Annotated in this window: 9 protein-coding genes; 5 read left to right on the top strand and 4 right to left on the bottom strand. The window is 71.4% G+C overall.

Annotated elements, in window-relative coordinates; all coding sequences use genetic code 11:
- Positions 1 to 94 precede the first annotated feature (94 nt).
- The 5 genes from ACFYPN_RS19675 to ACFYPN_RS19655 all read left to right on the top strand — a co-directional run bounded on the left by ACFYPN_RS19675 (position 95) and on the right by ACFYPN_RS19655 (position 4,638).
- Positions 95 to 637 carry an RNA 2'-phosphotransferase gene (locus tag ACFYPN_RS19675; protein WP_389299674.1) on the top strand — a complete coding sequence of 181 codons (543 nt, stop codon included), beginning with the start codon at positions 95 to 97 and terminating at the stop codon, positions 635 to 637.
- Positions 638 to 742: 105 nt separating this feature from the next.
- Positions 743 to 1,201 (top strand): NUDIX domain-containing protein, encoded by a 459-nt coding sequence (locus ACFYPN_RS19670; protein WP_358759562.1) that lies wholly within the window; start codon positions 743 to 745, stop codon positions 1,199 to 1,201.
- Positions 1,202 to 1,337: 136 nt separating this feature from the next.
- Positions 1,338 to 2,240 carry an LLM class flavin-dependent oxidoreductase gene (locus ACFYPN_RS19665; RefSeq protein ID WP_389299671.1) on the top strand — a complete coding sequence of 301 codons (903 nt, stop codon included), beginning with the start codon at positions 1,338 to 1,340 and terminating at the stop codon, positions 2,238 to 2,240.
- 52 nt (positions 2,241 to 2,292) lie between these two features.
- Complete coding sequence (locus tag ACFYPN_RS19660) at positions 2,293 to 3,486, top strand: hypothetical protein (protein ID WP_389299669.1); 1,194 nt, start codon at positions 2,293 to 2,295, stop codon at positions 3,484 to 3,486.
- A gap of 288 nt (positions 3,487 to 3,774) precedes the next feature.
- Positions 3,775 to 4,638, top strand: a complete 864-nt coding sequence (locus ACFYPN_RS19655) for a Cof-type HAD-IIB family hydrolase (protein ID WP_389299666.1) — start codon at positions 3,775 to 3,777, stop codon at positions 4,636 to 4,638.
- A 65-nt stretch (positions 4,639 to 4,703) separates the two neighbouring features.
- Here the strand turns inward: ACFYPN_RS19655 and ACFYPN_RS19650 are convergent, their stop codons facing one another.
- The 4 genes from ACFYPN_RS19650 to ACFYPN_RS19635 all read right to left on the bottom strand — a co-directional run bounded on the left by ACFYPN_RS19650 (position 4,704) and on the right by ACFYPN_RS19635 (position 12,948).
- Entirely contained in the window at positions 4,704 to 6,551 is a 1,848-nt protein-coding gene (locus ACFYPN_RS19650; protein ID WP_389299663.1) for a GAF domain-containing sensor histidine kinase, read from the bottom strand.
- A gap of 131 nt (positions 6,552 to 6,682) precedes the next feature.
- Complete coding sequence (gene cydD / locus ACFYPN_RS19645) at positions 6,683 to 10,333, bottom strand: thiol reductant ABC exporter subunit CydD (RefSeq protein WP_389299660.1); 3,651 nt, start codon at positions 10,331 to 10,333, stop codon at positions 6,683 to 6,685.
- Positions 10,334 to 10,417: 84 nt separating this feature from the next.
- Positions 10,418 to 11,419, bottom strand: a complete 1,002-nt coding sequence (gene cydB, locus ACFYPN_RS19640; protein WP_358759550.1) for a cytochrome d ubiquinol oxidase subunit II — start codon at positions 11,417 to 11,419, stop codon at positions 10,418 to 10,420.
- Between the two features lie 17 nt (positions 11,420 to 11,436).
- On the bottom strand, positions 11,437 to 12,948 hold the full coding sequence (locus ACFYPN_RS19635; RefSeq protein WP_358759548.1) for a cytochrome ubiquinol oxidase subunit I: 1,512 nt from the start codon (positions 12,946 to 12,948) through the stop codon (positions 11,437 to 11,439).
- Positions 12,949 to 13,104: the final 156 nt, after the last annotated feature.

The raw sequence follows: 13,104 nt of genomic DNA, 5'->3' as shown, positions 1-13,104 counted from the left end.
TTGTGGATCAAACCTCGGTGCTGCACTCACTCATCACGAAGCGCGGGAGAACAATCCGGATGCACGGACCGAAGAGGCCGGGCACTCTGGCTGGATGGATGACAGACGCACCGTGAAGGTGTCGAAGTACCTCTCCAAGCACCTGCGACATCAGCCGGAACGCATCGGGCTGACACTCGACCCGAACGGATGGGTGGATGTCGCGGAGTTGCTGGAGGCTGCGGCCCGTAACCACTTCCCGATCACGCGGGCCGAACTCGAACACGTGGTCGTGGCCAACGACAAGCAGCGTTTCGCTCTGGAGGGGGATCGCCTGCGCGCCCACCAGGGCCACACCGTCGCCGTCGATCTGGACCTGCCCCCGGCCGAACCGCCACCGTTCCTCTACCACGGGACGGTGGCCCGGTCACTGACTGAGATCCGGGCCGAAGGGCTGCGCCCCATGGCCCGCCACCACGTCCACCTGTCGCCCGACCGCGAGACCGCCACCCGGGTCGGGGCGCGGCGTGGCAGGCCCGTGGTGCTCTCCGTTGACGCGGGAGCGATGCACCGCGCCGGTCACGTCTTCCGCGTCACTGCCAACGGGGTCTGGCTGGCCGAGTCCGTACCCCCCGCCTACCTGCGTTTCCCGGGCTGAGGTGCGAAACGCGGTCCCCTGGACCCGGAGACCCGCAATCCCGGGGCCGGAGCCCGCCCGGCTCCGAGGCCCGCGTCTTCTGGCACCGAGGGAGTGGGCACCGTCATGAGCACCAGCGTGATGAACAGCCGCAACATGGTCTGCGTGATCGTCCACGACAAGCGCGCCGGAACGATCGCCGCCGTGCACCACGCCGCACGTCACTGGTCCCCCGAACCGGCCTGGACTCTCCCCGGTGGCAAGGCCGAGCCGGGTGAAGCCCTCGACCAGGCCGCCGCCCGCGAACTCGAGGAGGAGACCGCCCTGCTCGTCGACGCGACGGACCTCGCCCTCGTCCACGTCATCCACGTCGAACAGGGCCGGGACCGGGCCGGGCCGTTCATCCTCTTCGTCTTCGCCACCGACACGTGGACCGGGAAGCTGACCAACACCGAGCCGGAGAAACACCTGGCGGCCCGGTGGGTCGCCGCTGACCGCCTGCCCGAACCCATGTTCCCCACCTCCACCCAGGCCCTGGCCGCGTATCGGAACGGTGGCCCGTCCTTCTCCCGTTACGGCTGGTAGGTCGCTCCCGCGCCCCGAGCGAGCGGCAAGGGGAACGACGCGCCGGTCGCGTGTGTGACGTCGAGCGGCCGGGAAAGGCCCCGGCCCACCCCGCTCAGGACGGAGGGAAGTCCGGGTCCGGCATAGGCTCGGGGGTATGAGCATGCGCCTGAGCACCGTGATCCTTCCCGTCGACCGCTGGCACCAGGGAGGCCGTGCCACGTGGCAGCGGGCCGAAGAGGTCGGCTTCCATGCCGCGTACACCTACGACCACCTCTCCTGGCGCACCTTCCGCGACGGGCCGTGGTTCGGCGCCCTCCCCACCCTCACTGCCGCCGCCACGGCCACGGACCGCCTGCGGCTGGGCACCCTGGTCACGTCGCCGAACTTCAGGCACCCGGTGACGCTGGCCAAGGAGCTGATCTCGCTCGACGACATCTCCGGCGGGCGCGTCACCCTCGGCATCGGCGCCGGCGGCAACGGCTTCGACGCGACGGCGCTCGGGCAGGAACAGTGGACGCCGAGGGAGCGTGCGGACCGGTTCGCCGAGTTCGTGCCGCTGCTCGACCGGCTGCTCACCGAGGGTGCGGTCTCGCAGAAGGGCGAGTTCTACACCGCCGAGGAGGCCCGGAACCTCCCCGGCTGCGTACAGCGCCCCCGGCTGCCGTTCGCGGTGGCGGCGACCGGCCCCCGCGGCCTGAAGCTGGCCGCCCGCCACGGGCAGGCGTGGGTGACGACCGGCGACCCGAAGCTGTACGAGACGGGCACCCCGGACCAGTCGGTGGAGGCGCTCCGCGGGCAGATCGAGCGGCTCGGCAAGTCGTGTGCGGAGGTCGGCCGGGACGTGGCCGGACTGGACAAGATCCTGCTCCACGGCTTCACCCCCGACCGGAACCGGCCGCTGGAGTCCGTGGACGCGTTCGTCGACTTCGCCGGCCGCCACCACGAGCTCGGTTTCACCGAAATCGTGATCCACTGGCCGATCCCCGACTCCGACTTCGCCGCCGACCAGGCCGTTTTCGAAAAGATCGCCACGGAGGCCGCCGGGCAGCTGGCCTGACCGGCACCCGCACCTCCTCCACGCAGAACCGGTGTGCACGAAAGGGCGGAACGTGACGGACGCCGTACAGCGCGCGGGGGGACCCTCGCTCACCGACCTCATCGAGCGCAGCGCCGAGCTGAAGGCAGAACTGGTCGCCTTCGCTCAGAGTGCTCGCTTCGACCGGTGGTTGACGCCGCTCCTGGTGGAGGCGGCCGGCCCCGCGCGGCAGTTGGACGAGGGTGCGGCGATCCGGATCACCGACCACTTCATCCTGCGATACCGGCTGCCGGACGGATCGACCGTGGTGGACCGGTTCGTCGCCGGCCGGAGCGACCTGGCCACGGCCGACCGGGAGATGCTGCTCGGCTGGCGTGACCCGGTCGAGGGCATCTTCGAGATCCAGCGCAAGGACGGGGATGCCGTCGTCCTCCTCGACCTGATCAGCGACCTGGAGTACCGCACCTACTCGAACGTCGGGCGGGCGGCGTTCCGCAAGGCGTTCAGGGGAGGGTTCCTCCACACCTGCCTGGTACCCGTCGGGGCCGCCGACGGGGCGTGGCTGGTGTCCGGGGCGATGTCCTACTACCCCAGGTCCAGCGCCGCCGACATCGCGCAGGCGGCGCTCGAACTGGCCACCACCCGACCAGAGCTGGTCTTCCGCAACCCCCTGAAGATCGAGCAGGGCCGGCAACGGATGCGGGAGGACCGGGCCGCGTTCGTCGAGTTCTCCGGCGGCGACGAGTTGGTCCTTCCGCCTGCCGAGGCCGAGGATCTCCTCAACGCCTACTACCGCCACCGCCAGGAAGCCGCCGTGGCCGCACAGCCGGGCCGTGCCCGGCTCCGGCGGCTCCCGGGACCGGAGCTGCCCGCGTTCGTGTTCCCGCAGGAACTGGCGGACTCGGACACCATCGGTGTCATCTACGACCAGGTCGACGGGCTCAACTTCTACGCCGAATACGGCATGCTGCGGGACCTCTTCGCCGACCCCGCCCGTACGGGCCGCAGGCCGCACCAGGACCTGCTGCGCAGGTATCTGCGTGAGGAGTCGATCGCTCCGTTGCCGATCCGCCGTCTGGCCGCCGCTCACCCGGAGACGACTGACGAGGTGTTCCGGAAGCTGCTGCGGAGGCCCGGATTCGTCTGGAGCGAGCACGGTGAGGCGCTGCTGCGCCGACGCAAGCCCTGGTACTACGAGAGCGAGCCCCGTCCGGGTGTCTCGGTCATCGGCGACCGCCTCAGCGTGCTCGCGCGCGGCGGCCGGTAGGTGGTGTCCGGCGGATCAAGGTCGCGCCCCCGGGCATGATCCGCCGGTCACCACCTCAGTCGGCCGGGCGTCTCCGTGACCCGGGGCTGCCAGAGGCTCCCTCCGCCCGCTCGCCGCCGGGCTCCGTCGGCCGCCGTCCGGCTCATGCGGGGTGGCCGGGCTCGCCGCAGGGGGCCTCGCGCTCCTCGAAACCCCTTCTCCGCGGATTGGCATATGACAGGGGCCTATCCTCCAGTTCAGCGGCGCGCACCCCTCATATGTGCGCCCCCCTGCACGCCCGTGCACCGAATGCGGGAGAATGGACCGGTGACCACGCCTACCGATGCACCGCCTGCCGCCGTGCCCCGGCTGATAGCCACCGATCTGGACGGGACCCTGCTGCGCGACGACAAGACGTTGTCGGCACGCACGATCGCCGCCCTCTTGGCCGCCGAACGCGCGGGCGTACACGTCCTCTTCGTCACCGGGCGCCCGCCCCGTTGGATGGACGCGGTGGTGTCGCATCTGCCCGAGCACGGAACCGCGATCTGCGCGAACGGCGCCGCGGTGGTCGATCTGAGCGCCGGTGGCCGGCTGATCAAGGTCCACCCGCTCGGCCGGGCCGAAGCACTCGACGTCGTGCGCCGGGTCCGGGCCGCCGCCCCCGGCACCACGTTCGCGGTGGAGTTCACCACCGGTCTCCACTACGAACCGCTCTACCCGCCGTTCCACAAGGACCCCTGGGCGACCATGGCTCCCGTCGAGAAGCTGCTGGAGGAGGAGACACCGGGCGCTGGCGCACCCGTACTGAAGCTCCTCGCCCACCACACCGCGATTGCCCCCGACACCTTCCTCGCCCTCGCCCGTGAGGCCGCCGAGGACCGGGTCTCCTTCACCCGGTCCAGCCCCTCCGCGCTGCTGGAGGCCGGCGGAGCGGGCGTCTCCAAGGCCCGCACGCTCGCGGAGTACTGCGCGGAGCGCGGGGTGCTCGCGGAGGAGGTCATCGCCTTCGGGGACATGCCGAACGACGTCGAGATGCTGACCTGGGCCGGCACCTCGTACGCGATGGCCAACGCCCACCCCGCAGCCGTGTCCGCCGCGTCGGGGCGCACCCTCACCAACGAGGAGGACGGCGTGGCGGTCGTCCTCGAACGCCTCCTCGCCGCCCACTGACCCGCACGGGCACCGCCGGACACCTGCCGATCGCCGCCGGACGACGAGCGCCGACGGCCGGGGCCTCAGAGTGGCGCCTCCCAGACCACCGACGTACCGCCACCGTCCTCCCCGAGCCCCGGCCCGAACCAGCTCGCCCCGCCCAGTGACTCGGCCCGCCGGGCCAGATTGCGCAGACCGCTCCGGCGGCCGCCCTCCGGAATGCCGACCCCGTCGTCGGAGACGGTCAGCCGGACGGCGGCGCGCCCGTCCGGCAGGGTGGCCGTGGCGTCGACGACCACGTCGATCCGTGAGGCGTGGGCGTGCCGGAAGGCGTTGGAGAGGGCCTCGCGCAGGGCCGCGATCAGGTTCTTCCCGGTGAGTTCGCCCACCTGGGTGTCGACCGCCCCGAGAAAGCGGTGCGAGGGCGTGAAGCCCAGAGGTACCGACGCCATGTTGACCTCGCGCAGCACCCGTACACGCAGCCCGGAGGGCGCCTCGGCCGGCTCCTGCTGGAGGGCGAAGATGGCGGTGCGGATCTCCTGGATGGTGATGTCCAGCTCATCCACGGCCCGGCCGACACCCTCCCGTACCTCCGGCACCACCGACCGGCGCTGGGCGCTCTCCAGCATCATCCCGGTGGCGAACAGCCGCTGGATCACCAGGTCGTGGAGGTCCCGGGCGATCCGGTCCCGGTCCTCGTACACCGCGAGCCGCTCCCGGTCGCGCTGCGCCTCCGCCATCATCAGCGCCAGCGCGGCCTGCGCGGCGAACTGTGCGGCGAGTGTCCGTTCCGCCGCGCTGAACGGGCGCTGCCCCGGCGCCCGGGGCACGGACAGCGCCCCGAGCATCCGGCCACCGCTGCGCATCGGCAGCAGCATGTTCGGGCCGTACCCCTCGGACGCGCGGCTGATCAGGCGGGGGTCGGCCCCGGGGTCGTCGATGAACACGGGCTCCCCCGCCAGCAGAGCGGAAACGACCGGGCTCTCCGGTCCGATGATCACGCCCAGCGAGGCGGAGGGATCGTCGGAGGCGATCGCGACCACCTCCAGCCCGTCCGCCCCGTTCTTCCCCACCGGCAGCAGGACGGCACCGGCGGCCGAGTCGGCGAGCCGGCGGGCCTGCTCGGCCACGACGCTCAGGGCGTCGTCCGCGTCCCCGCCCGCGAGGAGCGCCGTGGTGACCGCGACCGATCCGTCGATCCACCGCTCGCGCTGACGGGCCGCCTCATAGAGGCGGGCGTTGCCGATGGCGATGCCCGCCTCGGTGGCGAGTACCCGGACCATGTGGAGGTCGTACTCGTTGAACGCGCCGCCGTGGTGCTTTTCGGCGAGGTACAGATTGCCGAAAATCTGTCCCTGAACGCTGATGGGGACGCCCAGGAAGGTGCGCATCGGAGGATGGCCGGCCGGGAATCCGGCGTACCGCGGATCGGCGGTGAGGTCGGTCAGCACCACCGGAGCCGGATCGTGGATGAGCGCCCCGAGGAGGCCCCGGCGGCCACTGGGCGGATGCCCGATCGCGCGGGCCTCCTCGGCCGACATGCCGTGGGTGACGAAGTCCTGCAGCCCTTCGGCCGACTCGTCCACGACACCGATCGCCGCGTACCGGGCGTGGGCCAGTTCGGCGGCGGTCTCGCAGATGCGGTCGAGTGTGGAGTGCAGATCCAGCCCCGTACCGACCGAGCGCATGGCCTCCAGCAGTTGCGGCACCCGGGCGGTGAGCTCGGGGGAGAGGCCCTGCAGATCGCGGGCCGCCCGGGTGGCCGCTTCGAGCGACTCCTGGTCCCAGGCACTCCGGCCCGCCTCGCCGCGGCCCGTCGAGGCCCGGCCCACCTCGCCGTGGCCCACGTCGCCGTAACCCACACCCACCGAGTTCTGGCCCGTCCCGTCCTCGGCCGCCGAGCCCCGCCGGTGCTCCTGCCGCTCTGCCATGCGTCGAGCGTACGGAGGGACCATGCGCGCGGAAAGTCGGGATTGCCCCGTTCTCCGGGTGGGTGCGGTCGCGCGGGGCAGGACGGCCCCGGCCGGGACGACCCGAGCCGTCGGGTGTCGCCGGAGCGGGCTCAGACGAGTGCCGTCCGGGCCGGTTCCGGCGGGCGCACCGCTCGCAGGTCCGCCTCCCGCTCGCGCTCCAGCATCCGGCGCAGCGGCCCGTCCACCGCGGCCAGCTCGGCGTGGGAGCCGCGCTGGACCACCCGGCCGCCGTCCAGCACCACGATCTCGTCCACCGCGTCCAGGCCCGCCAGGCGGTGGGTGATGAGCACGGTGGCGCGTCCCCGGGTGACGTCGAGGAGATCCTCGGTCAGGGCGTCCGCCGTGGCGATGTCGAGGTGCTCGGCGGGCTCGTCGAGCACGAGGACGGGGAAGTCGGCGAGCAGGGCGCGGGCCAGCGCGAGGCGCTGCCGCTGGCCGCCGGAGAGCCGGGCACCGTGTTCGCCCACCAGGGTGTCGAGCCCGTCCGGGAGCGAGTCGGCCCAGTCGAGCAGCCGTGCCCCGGCGAGCGCGTGCCGCAGCTCCCCCTCGGTGGCACCGGTACGCGCGAGCCGCAGGTTCTCCCGTACCGAGCTGTCGAAGACGTGCGCGTCCTGGGCGCAGAGCCCGACGTAGGTGCGGACCGTGTCGCCGTCGAGCGCGGAGGCGTCCGTGCCGCCGAGCCGGTAGGTGCCCCGCTCCGCGTCCAGGAAGCGGAGCAGGACCTGCGCAAGGGTGGTCTTGCCCGCGCCGGACGGGCCCACGACCGCGATGCGGCGTCCCCGCTCCAGGGTCAGGTCGACCGCGTCCAGGGCGGGCCGGGACGCCTCCGGGTAGCGGGCCGTCAGGCCGCGCACCTCCAGCGGGAAGGGGGTGGCGGGGGCCGGGGCGGGCTCGTCGGGTTCACGCACCGGGACGGGGGCGTCCAGCACCTCGTACACCCGCTCCGCGCTCCGGCGGGCGCGCCGGCGGTACTGCACGGCGAGCGGCATTCCGTTCACGGCCTCGAAGGCGGCGAGCGGGGTGAGCAGGACGACCGCGAGCTCCAGGCCTCCGAGCCGGCCACTCCGTACGGCGGGCAGTGCCACCAGGGCGGAGGCGACCGCGGTCAGCCCGCAGAGGAGCGAGGAGAGACCGCCGCCGAGTGCGGTGGCGGAGGCGGCGCGGGCGGCGATCCGGGTGAGGACCCCGTCCGCCTCCCGCACCCGTGCGGTGCGCGAGGGCAGGGCGCCGGCGACGGTCAGTTCGGCCGTACCGCCGAGCAGGTCGGTGACCCGGACCGCGAGGTCGGCACGGGCCGGGGCGAGCCGGCGTTCCGCCCGGGCGGCGACCGCCCCGCTGACCGACGGCACGCCCACGCCGGCGAGCAGGAGCCCTACGGCGAGGACCACGCCGGCCTCCGGGAGGAGCATCCCGAGGAAGCCCGCGGAGGCCACGCCCACGGCCACGGCCGTACCGGCGGGCAGCAGCCAGCGGAGCCAGTAGTCCTGCAGTTCGTCCACGTCCGCCACCAGCCGGGAGAGCAGGTCGCCCCGGCGAGTGGCGCGCAGTCCGGCGGGCGCGACGCGTTCCAGCCCTCGGTAGACGGCGACCCGCAGTTCTGCGAGGAGCTGGAGCACGGTGTCGTGGGAGACGAGACGTTCGGCGTAGCGGAAGAAGGCGCGGCCGAGACCGAAGGCGCGGGTCGCGGTGACGGCGATCATCAGGTAGAGGACCGGGGGTTCTTCGGAGGCACGGGAGATCAGCCAGCCGGAGACCGCCATCAGCCCCACCGACGAGCCCAGCGCGAGACTGCCCAGCAGCAGGGCGAGGGCCAGCCGCCTGCGCCGGGCGCCCGCCGCCTCGCGGACCCGTGCGAGCACCTTGCCGGTACGAGGGGTGGTCTCGCGCAGGACTGCCGTTTCCCGCAGGACGGGACGGAGGACCGGCGGCTGCACCCGGTCCGGCGCCGTGCGAGAGGAAGCGTCTCCCCGGACGCCCTCTTCCCAGGTGGTCTCTTCCCGACTGGCCGCTTCCCGGACGCCCTCTTCCCAGGTGGTCTCTTCCCGACTGGCCGCTTCCCGGACGCCCTCTTCCCGGGTGGTCTCTTCCCGGCTGGCCGCTTCTGCGGCTGCCGGCTCCAGCGTCACCACACGGTCGGCCAGCGGCAGCAACGCGGGGCGGTGTGCGACCAGCAGGACGGTACGGCCCGCGGCCAGCCGCCGCACCGCGTCCACGACGGCCGCCTCCGTCCCACCGTCCAGACTCGCGGTCGGCTCGTCGAGCAGCAGTACCGGCCGGTCGGCGAGGAAGGCCCGGGCCAGGGCGAGACGCTGGCGCTGGCCGGCGGAGAGCCCTGCGCCGTCCTCCCCGAGGAGGGTCCCCTCCCCCTCGGGCAGCGCGGCGACGAACTCCAGGGCGCCCGCGTCCCGGAGCGCGGCGGTCACCGCGGCGTCGTCGGCGTCCGGCCTGGACAGCCGCACATTCTCGGCGACGGTCCCGGCGAAGAGGACGGGGCGCTGCGGCACCCAGGCGATGTGCTCGCGCCAGCGTTCGGGGGAGACGGTGGCGAGATCCACGCCACCCACCCGTACCGTTCCCGCGGCCGGCGACGTGAAGCCGAGGACCACGTCGAGCAGCGTGGACTTGCCGACCCCGCTCGGGCCGACCAGTGCGACCGTCTCCCCCGGTTCGACCACCAGCGAGGCCCCGGCCGGCGAGGCCCCGGTCCGGCCCGGGTGGCGCACGGTCACCCCGTCCACCTCGATACGGAGCGACTGCGGCACGTCCGCCGTACCGGCCGCCGGGAGCTCGGTCTCCAGCACGGCGAATATCTCCTCCGCGGCCGACAGCCCTTCCGCCGCCGCGTGGAACTGCGCACCGACCTGGCGGATCGGCAGATACGCCTCGGGGGCGAGGATCAGCACCAGCAGGCCGATGTAGAGGTCGAGTTCACCGTGGACGAGCCGCATGCCGATCGTCACGGCGACGAGCGCCACGGAGAGGGTCGCCAGCAACTCCAGCGCGAAGGAGGAGAGGAACGCGATCCGCAAGGTCCGTACGGTCGCCAGCCGGTACTCCGAGGTGATCTTCCGGATCGAATCGGCCTGGGCCTTCGCCCGTCCGAAAACCTTGAGCGTCGGCAGCCCGGCGACCACGTCGAGGAAGTGGCCGGAGAGCCGGGAGAGCAGCTTCCACTGCCGGTCCATCCGGGACTGGGTGGCCCAGCCGATCAGCATCATGAAAGCGGGGATGAGCGGCAATGTGACCACGATGATCGCGGCCGACACCCAGTCCTCGGTGACGATGCGTGCGAGCACCGCGACCGGCACCACCACCGCGAGGCCGAGCTGCGGGAGGTAGCGGGAGAAGTAGTCGTCGAGCGCATCGACACCCCGGGTGGCGAGGGCGACGAGCGATCCGGTGCGCTGCCCGTCGAGCCAGCCGGGACCGAGCTGCGCGGCTCGCTCGAGGAGCCGGCCGCGCAGCTCGGACTTGACCGCCGCGCTCGCCCGGTACGCGGCCAGCTCGGTGAGCCAGGCGACCAGCGCCCGGCCCGCCGCGACGACGACCAGCAGGATCAGGGGAGTACGGAGCCCGGAGACACTCAGTCCGTCCTCGAAGCCCCCGACCACGATCTCGGCCACCAGCATCGCCTGGGCGATGACCAGCACCGCGCCCACCGCACCCAGCGCCACCACGGCCACGAGGAAGAAGCGGGTGGCACGGGCGTACCGGAAGAGACGCGGATCGATCGGTTTCACGTGAAACATCCCCTGAGGTCGGTGCGGGCGGCCGGTTCGCCGGCGCCCGGCGCTCTTGCCGGGCACCGGCGCCGGGCGGGGCGCTCAGTGCGCGTCGGCGATGTGCTGGGTGCCGATGCGCTTGCGGAACACCCAGTAGGTCCAGCCCTGGTAGAGCAGGACCAGGGGCGTGGCGATCCCCGCGCACCAGGTCATGATCGTGAGCGTGTAGGGCGTGGACGAGGCGTTGGTGACGGTGAGGCTCCACGCGCCGTTGAGCGAGGACGGCATGACGTCCGGGAAGAGCGCCAGGAAGAGCATCGCCACGGCAGCGGTGATGGTGAGGCCCGAGAGCGCGAACGACCAGCCCTCCCGGCCGGCGGCGATGGCCGCGATCGCACCGGCCAGGGCGAGGACCGCGACGGCCATCGCGAGCAGTGACCATCCGTCGCCCGTGTGCAGCTGCGTCCAGATCAGGAAGCCCAGCGCCAGGACCGCGGTGACGACCCCCAGCCGCAGCGCGAACTTCCGGGCCCGGACGCGGATCTCGCCGACCGTCTTCAGCGCGGCGAAGACCGCGCCGTGGAAGGTGAAGAGGGTGAGCGTCACCGCTCCGCCGAGCAGCGCGAACGGGTTGAGGAGGTCCCAGAAACCTCCCACGTACTCCATGTGCGCGTCGATCTTGACGCCGCGCACGATGTTGCCGAAGGCCACGCCCCAGAGGACCGCGGGGATCAACGAGGTCCAGAAGATCGCGTGTTCCCAGTTGGTCTGCCAGCGCTCCTCCGGTCGCTTGGCCCGGTACTCGAAGGCGACGCCCCGCAGGATGAGGCAGAGCAGGATGACGAGCAGCGGCAGGTAGAAGCCGGAGAACAGGGTGGCGTACCAGTCGGGGAAGGCCGCGAAGGTGGCACCGCCGGCGCTGAGCAACCAGACCTCGTTGCCGTCCCAGACGGGGCCGATCGTGTTGATCAGGACCCGCCGCTCCTTGCGGTCGCGGGCCAGCAGCTTGGTCAGGACGCCGATGCCGAAGTCGAAGCCCTCCAGGAAGAAGTAACCGGTCCAGAGGACCGCTATCAGGACGAACCAGACGTCGTGGAGTTCCATCGTTCCGCTCCTTCCTCTCAGTACGAGAAGGCCATCGGCCGGTCGGCGTCGGCGTCGTCGTGACCGCCGATCGTGGCGGGCGGGTTGAGGTCGTCCTCGCTGAGTTCCGGAGGACCGGCCTTGATGTACTTCACGAGCAGCTTGACCTCGACCACCGCGAGGATCGCGTAGATCAGGGTGAAGGCGATCAGCGAGGTGATGACCTCTCCCTGCGAGACGCCGGGGGAGACGGCGTCAGCCGTCTTGAACACGCCGAAGACGGCCCAGGGCTGCCGCCCGGTCTCGGTGAAGATCCAGCCCCACGAGTTGGCGATCAGCGGGAAGAGCAGGGTCCAGAGCGCGACCAGCCAGTACAGCTTGGTGAGCTTGGGGCTGAGGGCCTTGTTCTTGAAGAGGACCAGATGCGGCACTTCGTCGTCGCCGGTCCGCATGCCCGGCGGCAGCATGAACTTCTTCCGGGTCAGCCAGAGCCCGAGGATGCCGAGGCCGAAGGAGGCCATCCCGAAGCCGATCATCCAGCGGAAGCCCCAGAAGGCGACGGGGATGTTGGGCCGGTAGTCCCCCGGGCCGTACTTCTCCTGCATCTGCTGGTTCAGCTCGTTGATGCCCGGGATGTACGAGGTGAAGGTGTCGTCGGCGAGGAAGGAGAGCACCCCCGGGACCGAGATCTCCACGTCGTTGTGGCCCTCGGAGACATCGCCCACCGCGAAGATCGAGAACGGTGCGCCCTCCTGTCCCTCCCAGAGCGCCTCCGCCGCCGCCATCTTCATCGGCTGCTGCTTGAACATCACCTTGCCGAGCAGGTCACCGCTGACGGAGGTCAGCAGGCCGGCGACCACCACGGTGACGAGCCCCAGCCGCAGCGACGTCCGCATGACCGGGATGTGCTTCTTGCGCGCCAGGTGGAAGGCGGCGATTCCGACCATGAAGGCACCGCCCACCAGGAACGCCGCCGTGATGGTGTGGGCGAACTGGGCGACAGCGGTGTTCTGCGTCAGCACGTGCCAGAAGTCCGTGAGTTCTGCACGCCCGCGTTCCCCGTTCATGCGGTAGCCGACCGGATGCTGCATCCAGGAGTTGGCCGCCAGGATGAAGTACGCGGAGAGGATCGTCCCGAGCGAGACCATCCAGATGCAGGCCAGGTGGATCTTCCGGGGCAACTTGTCCCAGCCGAAGATCCAGAGCCCGATGAAGGTGGACTCGAAGAAGAAGGCGATCAGCGCCTCGAAGGCCAGCGGCGCACCGAAGACGTCACCGACGAACCGCGAGTAGTCGGACCAGTTCATGCCGAACTGGAACTCCTGGACGATGCCGGTGACCACACCCATGGCGATGTTGATCAGGAAGAGCTTGCCCCAGAACTTGGTGGCCTTGAGGTACTTCTCCTTATTGGTCCGGACCCATGCCGTCTGCAACCCCGCCGTCAGGGCGGCGAGCGAGATCGTCAGGGGGACGAAGAGGAAGTGGTAGACGGTCGTAATGCCGAACTGCCAGCGCGCCATCGTCTCGGGCGCCAGAGCTAGTTCCACGTCGTCGGCTCCTTACATCGCCGTAGTGACAGCCGCGGTTCGCCCGATTGATCCCACCCATTACTGGACCAATCGGGGTGCGCTTGTGAACGCGTTCACATTCACAAGCAAAGTATGGCGCACACGCTTCCGAATCTTCGAACGGGGGGGCCTCTT

Origin of the sequence: Streptomyces sp. NPDC005576 (assembly GCF_042871745.1) — a bacterium.
Taxonomy (GTDB): domain Bacteria; phylum Actinomycetota; class Actinomycetes; order Streptomycetales; family Streptomycetaceae; genus Streptomyces.
This window is presented reverse-complemented; position numbering and strand designations above follow the sequence as displayed.